The following is a 13,361-nucleotide window of genomic DNA, read 5'->3' as shown; positions in this document are numbered from 1 at the left end:
GCCTGCCACTCCGCCCGCGTCAGCCGCACCCGCTGGCCGGCGGCGAGGCCGATCGCCAGCGCGACCGCGCCCGAGAGCAGGAAGCGCAGCGAGAGCACGAGGAAGGGCGGCCAGTATTCGACGACGATGCGCGAGGAGGTGAAGGCCGAGCTCCAGATCGTCGCGAAGGCGACGCCGAGCAGCAGCCCCTGCCAGTCGAGCGCCCGCACCACCGCGGGCCGTTCCGCCTCCATCACCCGCGCCCGCCCGTCCATCGCCGCTCCGGGCGCGGCTCCTATCACCGCCGGGCCGTGCGGTCGAGCCTCGCTCGACAGCTGGGGAGGGCTCGCCCTTTCGGCTCCCGTTTCCCGATCCGATCCCCGGACCGCGCCGAGGTCGTCGGCGTTGCGCTTTCAGCAACAGTCTTTAGCCGATCACGCGGCTACCGCCGCGTGTGCTGCAATGCAATATTCACCGGGAAACGAGATTCACCCGTCCCGAAGGAACCCGTCCCATGAACAGCATCCTTGTCATCGACAGCGCCGCCAGCGGCGAGGCATCGGTCTCCCGCGGCCTGGTGCGCGCGGCGGTCGCCGCGCTCACCGCCGCCGCGCCGGCCCGCGTCGTCACCCGCGACCTCGGCACCGACCCGGTGCCGCACCTGACCGAGGCGAACCTCGCCGGCGTCCGCGGCACGCCGGCAACCGAGGCCGAGCAGGCCGCCCGCGCCCTCTCCGACCAGCTCATCGCCGAGCTCCGCGCCGCCGACACCATCGTCATCGGCGCGCCGATGTACAACTTCAGCATCCCGACCACGCTGCGCGCCTGGTTCGACCACGTGCTGCGCGCCGGCGAGACCTTCCGCTACACCGAGGCCGGCCCCGAGGGCCTGCTTGCCGGCAAGCGCGTCATCGTCATCGAGAGCCGCGGCGGCCTCTACAGCGAGGGCCCGGCGCAGGCGATCGACTTCCAGGAGCCCTACCTGCGCCACCTGCTCGGCTTCATGGGCCTGACCGACGTCACCTTCGTCCGCGCCGAGAAGATCGGCTACGGCCCGGAGGCGCGCGCCGCCGCCATCGCCGCGGCGACCGGCACGCTGCGCGGCCTCGCGGAGACGGCAGCCGTCGCCGCCTGACCCGCGCGCGTCAACCTTCATGAAGATCCGGTAAACGCCACCCGCAAGCCACTGACTCCACGCGAACTTCCGGGCGTCGTGCACGCACGACGCCCGCACGGCCGGGGCAAGACCCTCTCAGTGCGCCATCAGCACCGCGACCTCGGTCTCCTTCATCATGCTGGTCGTGGTGCCGCCGAAGATGCGCTGGCGCAGCCGCGAGTGCCCGAAGCCGCCCATCACGATCAGGTCGGCCCCGAGATCCCCCGCGGTCCGGCGCAGCATCTCGCCGGTCCCGCGCCCTTCGCGCGGCAGCCGGTGAACGGTCGTCTCGATGCCGTGCCGCCCGAGGTAGGTCGCGAGATCGGCCCCCGGCTCCGGCCCGTGCCCCTCGAACGAGGGCACCGGATCGATCAGCACCGCATGCACCTCCCCGGCCGCCTGCATCAGCCCGATCGAGGCCTGCACCGCCTTCGACGCCTCGACGCTCGCGTCCCAGGCGATCATCAGCTTGCCGACCTCGGGAAAGCGCGTCTGCCTCTTCGGCAGCAGCAGCACCGGCCGCCCCGACTCGAAGAGCGCCCCGTTCATCACCCAGGACTGCATCGATTCGTAGCCCGGCCGCTGCGGGGTGATCAGCGTGACGTCGGAATAGCGCGCGAAGCGCGCCGCCAGCGTCGCCACCGTGCCGCGGTCGATATACTGCCCCTCGACCGAGAAGGGCACCGGCCCGGCGCCCAGCCGCTCCTCCACCGCCGCGGCCCGCGCCTGCACCTCGTCCTGCCCCTCGCGGATCTCCCCCGCCCAGACGTCGTTCGAGACGACGCCGTAGGGCGAGGCCGGCGGCGGCGGCGCGATGCCGAGCACGAGGAGCGAGAGATGCGCCCCGAGCTTGCCGCAGATCGCCGCCGCGCGGTCGATCTCGCTGTCGTCGTCGGTCGATCCAACCGCCAGGAAAACGGTCTTGAAAGCCATGGGCGCCTCTCCGCATCCGAACTCAGATAGACCCATACCACATCGCGCGCCGCATGTTATCATCGCATGGCCGCAGGCGATGTCGCAGATGCATGGGGGAATCGATGGCGTTCGAACAGTTCAGGGTCCAGCTCGCGATGCTCCTCGACGAGATCGCCAGGAACCCCGCCGACGCCCACGAGATGCAGGAGACCCTGCGCGAGCGGCTGGCCGAAATGGAGGCGCTCGGCCTGCAGCCGCCGGACGACCTCGTCGGCCTCGAGCAGTACCTCGAGCGCGACCTCGACCGCGCCGCCCGCGGCCGCCGCCTCGCCGAGGAGCCCTCGGAAGAACCCGAGGCCTGAGCCCGAGCCCTGACGTGCCTCACCCGGGCCGGCGCACCGCCAGGTTGACCGCGACGAGCAGCACCACCGCCGCCACCACGATCGACGGCCCGGCCGGCGTGTCGAGCCGCCAGGAGCCGGCGAGCCCGGCCACCGCCGCGAGCGTGCCCAGCCCCGCCGCCCCCGCCGCCATCGCCTCGGGGGTGCGGGCGAAGCCGCGCGCCGCCGCCGCCGGCACGATCAGCATGGCGGTGACGAGAAGCACCCCCACCACCTTGAGCGCCACCGCCACCAGCAGCGCCAGCGCCAGCGTCAGGACCAGCCGCTCGCGCCTGGGATCGACCCCTGCCGCCGCCGCCAGATCCTCGTTCAGCGTCGCGAGCAGCAGCGGCCGCCACCGCCAGGCGAGCAGCACGACGATCAGCGCCCCGCCGCCGAAGATCACCGCGAGATCGGCCCGCGTCACCGCCAGGATGTCGCCGAACAGATAGCCCATCAGGTCGACCCGCACCCCGCGCATGAAGCTGAGCGCCACCAGCCCGGCGGCGAGCGCGCCGTGCGAGGCGACGCCGAGCAGCGTGTCGGCGGCATAGCTCCGCCCCGCCGCCAGCGACACGGTGAGCGCCATGGCGATCGCCATGACCGCCACCCCGGCCACCACCGGCAGCGAGGTGGCGAGCGCCAGCGTCACCCCGAGCAGCGCCGCATGCGCCGTCGCGTCGCCGAAATAGGCCATGCGCCGCCAGACCACGAAGCAGCCGAGCGGCCCGGCCGCCAGCGCCACCCCGATCCCGGCGAGCAGCGCCCGCAGGAGGAAGTCGTCGAGAAGGCTCACCCGCCCGCTCCATGAACATGACCGTGGGCATGGTCGTGGGCATGGTCGTGGGCATGGTCGTGGGCATGGTCGTGAGCGTCGTCCCGCGCCTCGTCGTGATCGGAGGCGCCATGGACGTGGTCGTGCGAATGCCCATGGTCGTGATCATGCCGGTAGAGCGCGAGCGCCCCCTGGGTGCCGAAGCCGAAGAGCGCGCGATATTCCGGCGCCGCCGAGACCACCGTCGGCGTTCCCTCGCAGCAGACGTGGCCGTTGAGGCAGATCACCCGGTCCGAGGCCGCCATCACCACGTGCAGGTCGTGGCTGACCATCAGCACCCCGCAGCCGAGCTCGCCGCGGATCTGCTCGATCAGCCGGTAGAAGCGCGCCTCCCCCGGCTGGTCGAGCCCCTGCGCCGCCTCGTCGAGCACGAGAAGCCCCGGCCGCCGCAAGAGCGCCTGGGCGAGGAGCGCCCGCTGGAACTGCCCGCCCGAAAGCGCCGCGAGCTGCCGCCCGCCGAGCCCGGGAATGCCGACCCGCTCGAGCGCCGCCGCCCTGAGCCCGGCATCGCGCTCGGCGAGCCCGAGGAAGCGGTCGACCGTCAGCGGCAGCGTCGCATCGACCGCCAGCCGCTGCGGCACGTAGCCGATGCGCAGCCCCGGCGCCCGCACGATCCGCCCCTCCCCCGGCCGCTCCGCCCCGATCAGCAGCCGCAGGAGCGTGCTCTTGCCCGAGCCGTTCGGCCCGACGACGGTCACGATCTCGCCGGCATGCAGCGCGAGATCGACCCCCTCGAGCACCCGCTGCCCGCCGAAGGAGATGCCGACCTGCCGCGCCTCGACCAGGACCGTCACGTCGCGGCCTCGCGGCAGCGGGCGCAGACCCCCTCGGCCTCGACTGCGGTGCGCTCGATGACGAAGCCGGCGACCTCCGCCGCCTCGACCAGCTCGGCCGCCGGCCGCGGCAGCGGCGTCTCCGCCACCCGCCGGCACGAGCGGCAGACAAGGAAGCCCGCGTTGTGCGCTGTCCCGGCGTGGCTGCAGGCGGTGAAGGCCGCCAGCCGCTCGATCCGGTGCGCGAAGCCGTTGGCGACGAGGAAGTCGAGCGCGCGATAGACCACCGGCGGCTGGTTGCCGAGTCCCGCCGCCGACAGGGCGTCGAGGATCTCGTAGGCCGTCATCGCCCGGTGCGACCCGAGCAGCGTCTCCAGCACGAAGGCGCGCGCCGGCGTCAGCCGCAGCCGCCGCTCGGCGCAGAGCGCGCGCGCCGCCGACAGCGCCCGCCCGCGGCAGGTGCGGTGATCGTGCGGGCGAAAAGCCTCGGGTCCGGGGGCGCTTGACGCTGACATCTGTTACTTTGTAACATTCCCGCAGGGAGTGGCGGCGATCCTAGTCGCGCCGCCCCTCCCCCACAAGCGACATTTCCGTCCCGAACCCCTGGGGAGCCTCCCGATGATCCGCACGACCCTGCCGACCGCGCTCGGCCTGGCCTTCCTCCTGGCAGTCGCGCCGGCGACGGCCGCCCCGCGGGTGGTGGCGGACATCGCTCCGGTGCAGTCGATCGCCGCCCGGGTGATGGCCGGCATCGGCGCGCCGGACGTCCTGCTGCCGCCCGGCGCCTCGCCGCACGGCTATTCGCTCCGCCCCTCGGAGGCGAGGATGCTCGAGGCTGCGGATCTCGTGGTCTGGGTCGGCCCCGACCTCACCCCCTGGCTCGCCGGCCCGATCGGCGCGCTGGCGCGCGACGCGACCGTCCTGACGCTCGAGGAGGCGCCCGGCGTCGTGGTCCTGCCGGCGCGCGCCGGCGACGGCTTCGAGGCCCATCCGCACGACGAGGACGACCTCGCGCACGAGCACGAGCACGCGGACGACCCCGCCGACGCGCACCACGGCCCGCGCGACGGCCACCTCTGGCTCGACCCGGAGAACGCCGTCGCCGCCGCCCGCGCCATCGCGGCCGCGCTCGGCACGCTCGACCCGGCCGGCGCCCCGGCCTACGCCGCCAACGCCGAGGCCTTCGCCGCCGAGACCGCCGATCTCGTCCGCGCGATCTCGGCCGAGCTCGCCCCGCTGCGCGGCCGCCCCTACCTCGTCTTCCACGACGCCTACCAGTATTTCGAGCACCGCTTCGACCTGCCCGCGGCCGGCAGCGTCGCGCTGCACGATGGCGTCTCGCCCGGCGCGGCGCGGGTGGCCGCGCTGCGCGACCGCGTGCGGGCCGAGGGGTTCGTCTGCGCCTTCGCCGAGCCGCAGTTCGAGCCGAAGCTCCTCGCCACCATCGTCGAGGGAAGCGACGTCCGCACCGCCACCCTCGACCCGCTCGGCGCGGCGCTGCCGGCCGGACCCGGCCTCTACCCGGCGCTCATCTTCGGCCTGGCCGATGGCCTCGCCGAATGCCTCGCAGACCCCGGCTCCGCGCGGTAACGAAGTTTTAACACGACGAATCCCTTTGAGATCATGGGGTTAGTTATAGTTTCGCGCGCGAAATCGACTCCAGCGCCGCGCCTCAGCCCCGGAGCCGCGCGGCGATCGCCGCCAGCGCGGCCCCCTCGCCCTCCGGCGCCGCCCAGATCTCGGGACCGACCGCGATGAAGTCGACGATCCCCGCCAGCTCCCCGGCGAGCGCGGGGGTGACGCCGCCCTCGGCCACCACCGGCACCTCGATCATCTCCGACCACCAGGAGAAGAGCTCGGGCGGCGCGACCGTCCCGTCCCCGAGCCCGCTCGCCCCCACCGGCCCGAAGCTCACATAGTCCGCCCCGAGCTCGCCCGCCGTCATCCCCTCGTGCCGCGAGGCGCGGGCATGGGCGCCGACGATCGCGTCCTTGCCGAGCGCCTGGCGCACCGCCCGGACCTGCCGAGATCCGTCGCCGAGATGCACCCCGTCGAGCCCCAGCCGCGGCACCAGCCGGTGGTGGTCGGCGACGACCAGCGGCACGTCGCGGGCATGGGCGACCGGCCGCAGCGCATCGGCCGCCCGGGCGATCTCTTCCTCCGAGGCCGTGGCCAGCGCCAGCCGCAGGCAGGCGATGTCGAAGCCGTCGAGCAGCGCCGCCACCCGGTCGGGCAGCTCCGGCCCGAAGACCGGCGGCGTGAGCAGGTAGAGCCGCGGAGCCTCGGCCACCGGTCCGCCTCAGCGGCGCAGGATCGACCGCCCGGCATAGACCGCCGTGCTGCCGAGGTCCTCCTCGATGCGGATGAGCTGGTTGTACTTGGCGAGCCGGTCCGAGCGCGAGAGCGAGCCGGTCTTGATCTGCCCGCAGTCGGTCGCCACCGCCAGGTCGGCGATCGTCGCGTCCTCGGTCTCGCCGGAGCGGTGCGACATCACCGCGGTATAGCCGGCCCGGTGCGCCATCTCGACGGCGGCCAGGGTCTCGGTCAGCGAGCCGATCTGGTTGACCTTCACCAGGATCGAGTTCGCTACCCCCTTCCCGATCCCCTCCGACAGCCGCGCCGTGTTGGTGACGAAGAGATCGTCGCCGACCAGCTGGCAGCGGTCGCCGAGCCGGTCAGTCAGGAGCTTCCAGCCCTCCCAGTCGTCCTCGGCCATGCCGTCCTCGATCGAGATGATCGGATAGGCATCGACCAGGCCGGCGAGATAGTCGGCGTTCTCGGCGCTGTCCCGCTTCCGGCCCTCGCCCTTCATGTCGTAGACGCCGGCGGCGAAATACTCGGTCGCGGCGCAGTCGAGCGCGAGATGGACGTCCCGGCCCGGGGCGTAGCCGGCCGCCTCGACGCTCTTCATGATGAAGTCGAGCGCCTCCTCGGCCGAGCGCAGGCCCGGGGCGAAGCCGCCCTCGTCGCCGACGCCGGTGTTCTGGCCGGCCCTGGAGAGCGCCTTCTTCAGCGCGTGGAAGATCTCCGCCCCGCAGCGGACCGCCTCGGAGAGCGACTCCGCGCCGACCGGCATCACCATGAACTCCTGGAAGTCGATCGGATTGTCGGCGTGCGCCCCGCCGTTGATGATGTTCATCATCGGCACCGGCAGGGTGCGGGCGGAGACGCCGCCGATGTAGCGGTAGAGCGGCGTCCCGAGGCTCTGCGCCGCCGCCTTGGCCACGGCGAGGCTGGCGCCGAGGATGGCGTTGGCGCCGAGCCGGCCCTTGTTGGCGGTGCCGTCGAGGTCGAGGAGCAGCCGGTCGACCTCGACCTGCCCGGTGGCCGGGACCCCCTTCAGCACGTCGCAGATCGGCCCGTTCACCGCCTCGACCGCCCGGCGCACCCCCTTGCCGCCGTAGCGGCCGGGGTCGCTGTCGCGGAGCTCGACCGCCTCGTGCGCGCCGGTCGAGGCCCCCGAGGGCACCGCGGCCCGCCCCATGGCGCCATCCTCGAGCAGCACGTCGACCTCGACCGTCGGATTGCCCCGGCTGTCGAGGATCTCGCGCCCCACAACGTCGATGATGACCGACATCGAAACTCCTCCGTCCCCGTCTCGTCGCTGTCCCGGGAGTGCTTAGTGCAAAGCCCCCGGACGGGGAACCGGAATCTGGCCGGGGGGCGGCCGGCGCGCCGGCCGCGGCCTCCGCGGGGCACGGGGTGGGCACGCGTGCCCACCAGGCACCTCCGTTGTTTTCGCTAGATAATCCCTCTCGCCGTCAACCGGATGGAAACCATCGTTAACGGCGATTCAGTCGCCGTCGATCACGCGGAAGCGGGAGAGACGGCCGCCGTCGCGCGGGCGGGCCGGGGCGTTCGGGTTGCCGTCGATCGAGCGGAGCTTCGGCCCCGGCGCCGCGGGCGGCGGCGGCGCGAAGGCCGCCTGCGCCTCGGCGAAGCCCGGCATCGGCGAGCGCGGCTCGGCGTCCTGCGTCGCCTCCACCGGCGTCACCGCCACGTCCTCGATGGCGAAGGAGAGCGGCGGCGCGAAGAGGTCGCTCTCGCCCGAGGTGCAGCCGATGACCCGGTTGATCTCGCCGAAGTCGCTGCGGAGCGGCATCATCAGCATGGTGGCGTGATAGGTGCCGGCGCGGTTGCGCGCCGCGAGCCGGAGCTCGACCACCGCCGGCTCGTTCATCACCACCATGAGCAGGCGGTCGAAGCGCTGCCGGTCGGCCTCCTCGATCATGAAGCCGGGCTGCATGCCGCGCACCTCCATGCCCATCATCTCGCAGATTCGCATCCCGGCGAGGCGGACGCGCATGTTGTCGGGCGCGAGCTTCTCGATGATGAACATGTTCTCCAGCGCCGATTCGAACTGGCGCGGGTCGATCTCGGCGCGATAGGGGGCCACCCGGCCGGCCCTGAGCCGATCCCAGTACGTCTTGAGGGATGAAAGCATGAGGTCGTTCATCTGGTAACTTGACCGTCCGGAGCCTGCCTGCTTACCTCGGCCCGCGCGTCGATGCCGGCCGTGGGGTAAATGAATTCTTCACACGATATACCACCCCTGCACCTGTGTCGCGCCCTTTGCACAGATTGTCTTAATTTGCAGCAATTTTGGCGAAACCCCCGGCGAAATTTCGCCTGTCGCGCGAGTGGCGTCCCATGGCACTGACCTCGATGACCGGCTTCGCGGATCTCGCCGGATCGGGCGGCGGCGCCTCCTGGACCTGGGAGGCGCGCAGCGTCAACGGCCGGGGCCTCGACGTCAGGGTGAAGCTGCCCGAGGGCTGCGAGACGCTCGACGCCGCGATCCGCGCGGCGGCGGCGCGCGTCCTCGCCCGCGGCTCGGTCACCGTGACGCTGCGCCGTGCCCGCGGCGGCTCCGCCGCGCTGCCGCGACTCAGCCCCGGGGCGCTCGAGGCCGCCGTCGCGGCCGCGCTCACCGCCTCCGAGGTGGCGGCGGGCCGCGGCCTCGCGCTCGCACCGATCACCGCGGCCGACCTCCTCGCGGTGCGCGGCGTGCTCGAGACAGACGCGGCGGCGCCGGGAGAGGAGGCCGAACGGCTGGCGGCGATGGCGGCCGGGATCGAGCCGCTTTTCGCCGGCCTCGCCGCCGCGCGCGCGGCCGAGGGGACGGCGCTCGTCGCGATCCTCGCCGGCCAGATCGACCGCATCGAGGCGCTGACGCGGGCCGCGCGCAGCTCCGCCGGGGCGCGCGAGGGACGCACGGCCGAGGCGCTGCGCGGCCGCATCGAGACGCTCCTCGCCACGCTGCCGGTGCCGGTCGACGAGGCGCGACTGGCGCAGGAGCTCGCGCTCCTCGCCGTGCGCGCCGACGTGACCGAGGAGCTCGACCGGCTGGAGGCGCATATTGCCGCCGCGCGCGCCCTCGTTGCGGGAGAGGGTCCGGTGGGCCGCAAGCTCGACTTCCTGATGCAGGAGTTCAACCGCGAGGCCAACACGCTCTGCTCCAAGGCGCAGGCGAGCGAGCTGACCGCCGTCGGCCTCGAGCTGAAGGTCGTCATCGACCAGATGCGCGAGCAGGTGCAGAATGTCGAGTAACCGGCGGGGCCTGCTCATCATTCTCTCCTCTCCGTCCGGCGCGGGGAAATCGACGCTGTCGCGGCGGCTGCTCGAGCTCGACCCCGAGGTGCGCTTCTCGGTCTCGGCGACCACCCGCCCGCCGCGTCCCGGCGAGCGCGAGGGCGACCATTACTACTTCAAGAGCCGGCGCGAGTTCCTCGCCATGGTCGAGGCGGGCGAGATGCTCGAAGAGGCCGAGGTCTTCGGCAACCTCTACGGCACCCCGCGCGCCCCGGTCGAGGCGGCGATCGCCGGCGGGCGGGACGTGCTCTTCGACGTCGACTGGCAGGGCGGGCAGCAGATCCGCAACTCCACCCTGCGCGACTCGGTCGTCTCGATCTTCATCCTGCCGCCCTCGATCGCCGAGCTCGAGGCGCGGCTGCGCGCCCGCGGGCAGGACGCCGAGGACGTGGTCGCCGGGCGGATGGAGAAGTCGCGCGACGAGATCAGCCACTGGGCCGAGTACGACTATGTCCTGGTCAACGCCAACCTGAAGCAGTGCGAGGAGGAGCTCCGCGCCATCATCGCCGCCGAACGGCTGCGCAGGGACCGGCGGCCGGAGCTGATGGACCTGGTGCGGCGACTTAACGCAGAATTCGAGGAGCGGCTGACATGAGCTTGTATTCGCTGGACGGCGTGTCCCCGGAGCTGCCGGAGGACGGCGACTGCTGGGTGGCGCCGGGGGCGCGTCTCTCGGGGCGGATCGTGCTGCGCAAGGGCGCCTCGGTCTGGTTCAACGCCGTGCTGCGCGGCGACAACGAGCCGATCGTGGTGGGCGAGGGCTCGAACGTGCAGGACAATTGCGTCTGCCATACCGACCACGGCTTTCCGCTGACCATCGGGGCGGGCTGCACCATCGGCCACATGGCGATCCTGCACGGCTGCACCATCGGCGAGGGCAGCCTCGTCGGCATGGGCGCGACCGTCCTCAACGGCGCGGTCATCGGCAAGGGCGTGCTGATCGGCGCGGGGGCGCTCGTCACCGAGGGCAAGCAGATCCCCGACGGCGTGCTGGTGGTCGGCCGGCCGGGCAAGGTGGCGCGCGATCTCACCCCGGCCGAGATCGAGGGCCTGAGGAAGTCGGCCGCCGGCTACCGCGCCAACATGGCCCGCTTCAGGGCCGGGCTTCGGCCAGTTCCGGGCTGAGCGCGATCGCCACCTCGGCCGAGCTCTCGTCGAAGCGCGCCGCGAGGCGGTGCCCGGCGGCGAGGAGCGCGAGGCGGAGGAGCGGGAACTGCACCGAGTCCGAGCGGAGCTCGCCGAGCGGGGTTCCGGTGGTCACATGCGCCCAGAGCTCGGCCGGCGGCTGGGTGCGGCGGCCGTCGACCCGGAGCGCGACGGCGTCGTCCGTGACCGCGACCCGCACCGCCCCGCCCATCGGCAGGCTCTTCTCGAGGCAGAGGATCGAGAGGTAGGCGAGGCGCACCAGCGGCCGGGCGAGATCGCGCCCCTGGCCGGTCCAGAAGACGGTGAAGCGGCCGTGGAACATGGCATCGGTGACCTGCGCCGCCTCCTCGACCGACTGGCGCGCGAGCGGATCGGCCGGCCCGAAGGCCACGCGGTAGAAGCGCAGCTTGGCGAGCGCGGTGGCGAGGCTCTCGTTGACGAGCGCGAGCTCGGGGCCCGCCGGGCCGCCGGCGAGCTGGACGAGTTCGAGCCCGTTGCCGATGGCGCCCATCGGGCTTATCAGGTCGTGGCAGAGCCGGGCGCTGACGAGCTCGGCCAGCGCGGCGTCGGCGCGGGGGGCGCTCATGGCCGCGGCTCCCGGGAGGATGGCATGGAAGAGGTGTTCCTCGAGCCCGGCATGCTGGTCCGGCACCCGGACCGGCCCGACTGGGGGCTCGGGCAGGTGCAGTCGGTGATCAACGGCAGGGTCACGGTGAACTTCGAACATGCCGGCAAGGTGGTCATCGACGGCTCCCGGATCCATCTCGCGCCGGTCGAGGGCGCGCCCCCCGATGGGTGAGGCAGATTAACCGTTCGCACATCTCCGTTAAAGGAAGGTGAACGTGTGCGGATGTTTGCCTATCCCCGCCCGAGCCGGTAAGCAGTCGCGCCAAGCCGCAGCCGGGACCCGGGATGCAGATCGACCTCAGCCGCTATCGGGTGAAGCTCGCCGAGACCGAGGCGGAGTATGCCGGGGCGCAGCGGCTGCGCTACCGGGTGTTCGTCGAGGAGATGGGCGCGCGCGCCTCGCCCGAGGAGGCGGCGGCGCGGCGGGAGTGGGACGATTTCGATCCCTGGTTCGACCATCTCATCCTGCTCAGCCTCGACCCGGCGATCGCCGATCCGCTCGACCGGGTGGTGGGCGTCTACCGGCTGATGCGGGGCGAGGTGGCGGCGGCGGGGCCGGGGTTCTACGGCGCGGGGGAGTACGACCTCGCGCCGATCGCGCGCTCGGGGCGGCCCTGCGTCGAGCTCGGGCGGTCCTGCGTGGCGCGCGAGCATCGCGGGGGGCCGGCGATGCATCTGCTCTGGAACGGGCTCGCGAGCTACGTGATCGAGCGGGAGATCGAGCTGATGTTCGGGGTGGCGAGCTTCCACGGGACCGACCCGGCGCCGCTGGCCGAGGCGCTCTCCTATCTGCACCACGAGCATCTCGCGCCGGCCGACCTGCGGGTCAGGGCGCGGGCGGAGCATTATCTCGACATGAACCTGATGCCGCGGGAGGCGGTGGACGGGGCGCGGGCGCTGCAGGCGATTCCGCCGCTGATCAAGGCCTATCTGCGGCTCGGGGGGTTCGTGGGGGACGGGGCCTATGTGGACCGGGACTTCAACACCATCGACGTCTGCGTGGTGATGGACACCGGGCGGATGACCGAGCGGTACCTGCAGTTCTACCGGCGCGGCCGGGGACGGCAGGCGTGAGGGCGGGGTGGAACGGGGCCGAGCCGCCGGAGCTGCCGCCGCTGACCCCGGGCGAGCGGGTGCGGCTCGTCGTGCGGGGGGTGTGGTCGGCGGTGGCGCTGGTGGTGCTCTTCGCGGTCTTCCTGCTGCTGCGGGAGGTCGATCTCGTCGCCGAGCGGATTGCGGGGCGGCCGGTCAGCGCGATGGGGCCGGCGGTGGTGCGGATCTGGGCGGCGCAGGCGCTGCCGGCGCTGGGGCTCGCCTATGTCGAGCGGGGCGAGCCGATGCGGCGGGGCGGGGCCTTCGTCGCCAACCATTCGAGCTGGATCGACATCGTGGCGCTGCAGCGGGCGGCGGCGCCGTTCCTCGTCTCCAAGGCCGAGGTGAGGAGCTGGCCGGGGGTCGGGCAGATCGGGCGGGCGATCGGGACCATGTTCATCGACCGCCGGCCGGCGGAGGCCAAGCGGCAGGAGGCGGAGCTCCTCGTCCGGCTCGCCCGCGGCGACCGGATGGCGATCTTCCCGGAGGGGACGAGCAGCGACGGGCAGCGGGTGCTGCCGTTCAAGTCGGCGCTCTTCGGGGTCTTCCTCGCTCCCGGGCTGCACGAGCGGGTCGCGCTCCAGCCGGTGACGATCGCCTACCGGCCGCGGCCGGGGCTGCCGGCCGCCTTCTACGGCTGGTGGGGGGAGATGGACTTTGCGAGCCACCTGCGCGACGTGATGGCCCGCTCGACCCGCGGCACCGTCGAGCTGACCTTTCACCCGCCGCTCGAGGTCGCCGGCTTCGCCGGCCGCAAGGCGCTCGCCCAGGCCGCCGAGGCCGCCGTGCGCGCCGGGTTCGAGGTCCGCGCGGGAGATCAAACGGGAGAAACACACGCCAACCGGTTGATATGACTTCCCTGTCCA

At 72.8% G+C, this 13,361-nt stretch carries 18 protein-coding genes; 9 read left to right on the top strand and 9 right to left on the bottom strand.

The window, feature by feature from the left end:
- A partial coding sequence (locus tag Q0112_RS01980) for an EamA family transporter (protein WP_297970686.1) occupies positions 1-254 on the bottom strand: 254 nt, incomplete at its 3' end.
- Positions 255-493: 239 nt separating this feature from the next.
- On the opposite strand from Q0112_RS01980, the gene Q0112_RS01975 reads away from it, so the two are divergent.
- Positions 494-1,114: an NAD(P)H-dependent oxidoreductase gene (locus Q0112_RS01975; RefSeq protein WP_297970683.1), complete on the top strand. Its 621-nt coding sequence runs from the start codon at positions 494-496 to the stop codon at positions 1,112-1,114.
- 117 nt (positions 1,115-1,231) lie between these two features.
- On the opposite strand, the gene Q0112_RS01970 is transcribed toward Q0112_RS01975, so the two are convergent.
- Positions 1,232-2,068 (bottom strand): universal stress protein, encoded by an 837-nt coding sequence (locus Q0112_RS01970; protein ID WP_297970681.1) that lies wholly within the window; start codon positions 2,066-2,068, stop codon positions 1,232-1,234.
- A gap of 104 nt (positions 2,069-2,172) precedes the next feature.
- Here Q0112_RS01970 and Q0112_RS01965 point away from each other — a divergent pair, with 104 nt between their 5' ends.
- Positions 2,173-2,412 (top strand): hypothetical protein, encoded by a 240-nt coding sequence (locus Q0112_RS01965; protein WP_297970678.1) that lies wholly within the window; start codon positions 2,173-2,175, stop codon positions 2,410-2,412.
- A gap of 19 nt (positions 2,413-2,431) precedes the next feature.
- On the opposite strand, the gene Q0112_RS01960 is transcribed toward Q0112_RS01965, so the two are convergent.
- Genes Q0112_RS01960 through Q0112_RS01950 form a run of 3 tightly spaced genes read right to left on the bottom strand, consistent with a single transcriptional unit; the run spans position 2,432 to position 4,553 of the window.
- Entirely contained in the window at positions 2,432-3,226 is a 795-nt protein-coding gene (locus Q0112_RS01960; protein ID WP_297970675.1) for an iron chelate uptake ABC transporter family permease subunit, read from the bottom strand.
- On the bottom strand, positions 3,223-4,059 hold the full coding sequence (locus Q0112_RS01955) for a metal ABC transporter ATP-binding protein (RefSeq protein WP_297970673.1): 837 nt from the start codon (positions 4,057-4,059) through the stop codon (positions 3,223-3,225). The genes Q0112_RS01960 and Q0112_RS01955 overlap by 4 nt, the downstream gene beginning before the upstream one ends.
- The gene (locus Q0112_RS01950) at positions 4,056-4,553 is read right to left on the bottom strand and encodes a Fur family transcriptional regulator (RefSeq protein WP_297970670.1); all 498 of its coding nucleotides are present in this window, start codon (positions 4,551-4,553) and stop codon (positions 4,056-4,058) included. The genes Q0112_RS01955 and Q0112_RS01950 overlap by 4 nt, the downstream gene beginning before the upstream one ends.
- 103 nt (positions 4,554-4,656) lie before the next feature.
- Between Q0112_RS01950 and Q0112_RS01945 the strand changes: the two genes are divergently transcribed.
- A complete protein-coding gene (locus Q0112_RS01945; protein WP_297970667.1) occupies positions 4,657-5,628 on the top strand; it encodes a zinc ABC transporter substrate-binding protein in 972 nt (323 codons plus the stop codon).
- Between the two features lie 82 nt (positions 5,629-5,710).
- Here the strand turns inward: Q0112_RS01945 and Q0112_RS01940 are convergent, their stop codons facing one another.
- From Q0112_RS01940 to Q0112_RS01930, 3 genes are all read right to left on the bottom strand, one after another.
- Positions 5,711-6,328: a thiamine phosphate synthase gene (locus Q0112_RS01940; RefSeq protein WP_297970664.1), complete on the bottom strand. Its 618-nt coding sequence runs from the start codon at positions 6,326-6,328 to the stop codon at positions 5,711-5,713.
- A 9-nt stretch (positions 6,329-6,337) separates the two neighbouring features.
- Entirely contained in the window at positions 6,338-7,615 is a 1,278-nt protein-coding gene (gene eno, locus Q0112_RS01935; protein WP_297970663.1) for a phosphopyruvate hydratase, read from the bottom strand.
- 216 nt (positions 7,616-7,831) lie between these two features.
- Complete coding sequence (locus Q0112_RS01930) at positions 7,832-8,494, bottom strand: PAS domain-containing protein (protein WP_297970660.1); 663 nt, start codon at positions 8,492-8,494, stop codon at positions 7,832-7,834.
- 194 nt (positions 8,495-8,688) lie between these two features.
- Between Q0112_RS01930 and Q0112_RS01925 the strand changes: the two genes are divergently transcribed.
- Genes Q0112_RS01925 through Q0112_RS01915 form a run of 3 tightly spaced genes read left to right on the top strand, consistent with a single transcriptional unit; the run spans position 8,689 to position 10,755 of the window.
- Positions 8,689-9,588 carry a YicC/YloC family endoribonuclease gene (locus Q0112_RS01925; protein ID WP_297970657.1) on the top strand — a complete coding sequence of 300 codons (900 nt, stop codon included), beginning with the start codon at positions 8,689-8,691 and terminating at the stop codon, positions 9,586-9,588.
- Positions 9,578-10,225, top strand: coding sequence for a guanylate kinase (gmk, locus tag Q0112_RS01920; protein WP_297970654.1), 648 nt, complete (start codon positions 9,578-9,580; stop codon positions 10,223-10,225). Before Q0112_RS01925 ends, gmk begins: the two co-directional genes overlap by 11 nt.
- On the top strand, positions 10,222-10,755 hold the full coding sequence (locus Q0112_RS01915; protein ID WP_297970651.1) for a gamma carbonic anhydrase family protein: 534 nt from the start codon (positions 10,222-10,224) through the stop codon (positions 10,753-10,755). The genes gmk and Q0112_RS01915 overlap by 4 nt, the downstream gene beginning before the upstream one ends.
- On the opposite strand, the gene Q0112_RS01910 is transcribed toward Q0112_RS01915, so the two are convergent.
- Positions 10,724-11,362, bottom strand: coding sequence for a histidine phosphotransferase family protein (locus Q0112_RS01910; RefSeq protein ID WP_297970648.1), 639 nt, complete (start codon positions 11,360-11,362; stop codon positions 10,724-10,726). The genes Q0112_RS01915 and Q0112_RS01910 overlap by 32 nt on opposite strands.
- 24 nt (positions 11,363-11,386) lie before the next feature.
- Between Q0112_RS01910 and Q0112_RS01905 the strand changes: the two genes are divergently transcribed.
- The 3 genes from Q0112_RS01905 (at position 11,387) to Q0112_RS01895 (ending at position 13,349) form a co-directional block, all read left to right on the top strand.
- A complete protein-coding gene (locus Q0112_RS01905) occupies positions 11,387-11,575 on the top strand; it encodes a DUF3553 domain-containing protein (protein ID WP_297970645.1) in 189 nt (62 codons plus the stop codon).
- Positions 11,576-11,688: 113 nt separating this feature from the next.
- Positions 11,689-12,477, top strand: a complete 789-nt coding sequence (locus Q0112_RS01900) for a GNAT family N-acyltransferase (RefSeq protein WP_297970643.1) — start codon at positions 11,689-11,691, stop codon at positions 12,475-12,477.
- Positions 12,474-13,349 (top strand): 1-acyl-sn-glycerol-3-phosphate acyltransferase, encoded by an 876-nt coding sequence (locus Q0112_RS01895; RefSeq protein ID WP_297970640.1) that lies wholly within the window; start codon positions 12,474-12,476, stop codon positions 13,347-13,349. Before Q0112_RS01900 ends, Q0112_RS01895 begins: the two co-directional genes overlap by 4 nt.
- Positions 13,350-13,361: the final 12 nt, after the last annotated feature.

The organism is uncultured Amaricoccus sp. (assembly GCF_937858865.1).
Lineage (GTDB): Bacteria > Pseudomonadota > Alphaproteobacteria > Rhodobacterales > Rhodobacteraceae > Amaricoccus.
This window is presented reverse-complemented; position numbering and strand designations above follow the sequence as displayed.

What these genes read in the sequence shown, in the direction of transcription:
- Q0112_RS01975 (WP_297970683.1), top strand. Translation starts at nt 494, where the DNA reads ATGAACAGCATCCTTGTCATCGACAGCGCCGCCAGCGGCGAGGCATCG.
- Q0112_RS01970 (WP_297970681.1), bottom strand. Translation starts at nt 2,068, where the DNA reads ATGGCTTTCAAGACCGTTTTCCTGGCGGTTGGATCGACCGACGACGAC.
- Q0112_RS01965 (WP_297970678.1), top strand. Translation starts at nt 2,173, where the DNA reads ATGGCGTTCGAACAGTTCAGGGTCCAGCTCGCGATGCTCCTCGACGAG.
- Q0112_RS01950 (WP_297970670.1), bottom strand. Translation starts at nt 4,553, where the DNA reads ATGTCAGCGTCAAGCGCCCCCGGACCCGAGGCTTTTCGCCCGCACGAT.
- Q0112_RS01945 (WP_297970667.1), top strand. Translation starts at nt 4,657, where the DNA reads ATGATCCGCACGACCCTGCCGACCGCGCTCGGCCTGGCCTTCCTCCTG.
- eno (WP_297970663.1), bottom strand. Translation starts at nt 7,615, where the DNA reads ATGTCGGTCATCATCGACGTTGTGGGGCGCGAGATCCTCGACAGCCGG.
- Q0112_RS01930 (WP_297970660.1), bottom strand. Translation starts at nt 8,494, where the DNA reads ATGAACGACCTCATGCTTTCATCCCTCAAGACGTACTGGGATCGGCTC.
- Q0112_RS01925 (WP_297970657.1), top strand. Translation starts at nt 8,689, where the DNA reads ATGGCACTGACCTCGATGACCGGCTTCGCGGATCTCGCCGGATCGGGC.
- gmk (WP_297970654.1), top strand. Translation starts at nt 9,578, where the DNA reads ATGTCGAGTAACCGGCGGGGCCTGCTCATCATTCTCTCCTCTCCGTCC.
- Q0112_RS01915 (WP_297970651.1), top strand. Translation starts at nt 10,222, where the DNA reads ATGAGCTTGTATTCGCTGGACGGCGTGTCCCCGGAGCTGCCGGAGGAC.
- Q0112_RS01910 (WP_297970648.1), bottom strand. Translation starts at nt 11,362, where the DNA reads ATGAGCGCCCCCCGCGCCGACGCCGCGCTGGCCGAGCTCGTCAGCGCC.
- Q0112_RS01905 (WP_297970645.1), top strand. Translation starts at nt 11,387, where the DNA reads ATGGAAGAGGTGTTCCTCGAGCCCGGCATGCTGGTCCGGCACCCGGAC.
- Q0112_RS01900 (WP_297970643.1), top strand. Translation starts at nt 11,689, where the DNA reads ATGCAGATCGACCTCAGCCGCTATCGGGTGAAGCTCGCCGAGACCGAG.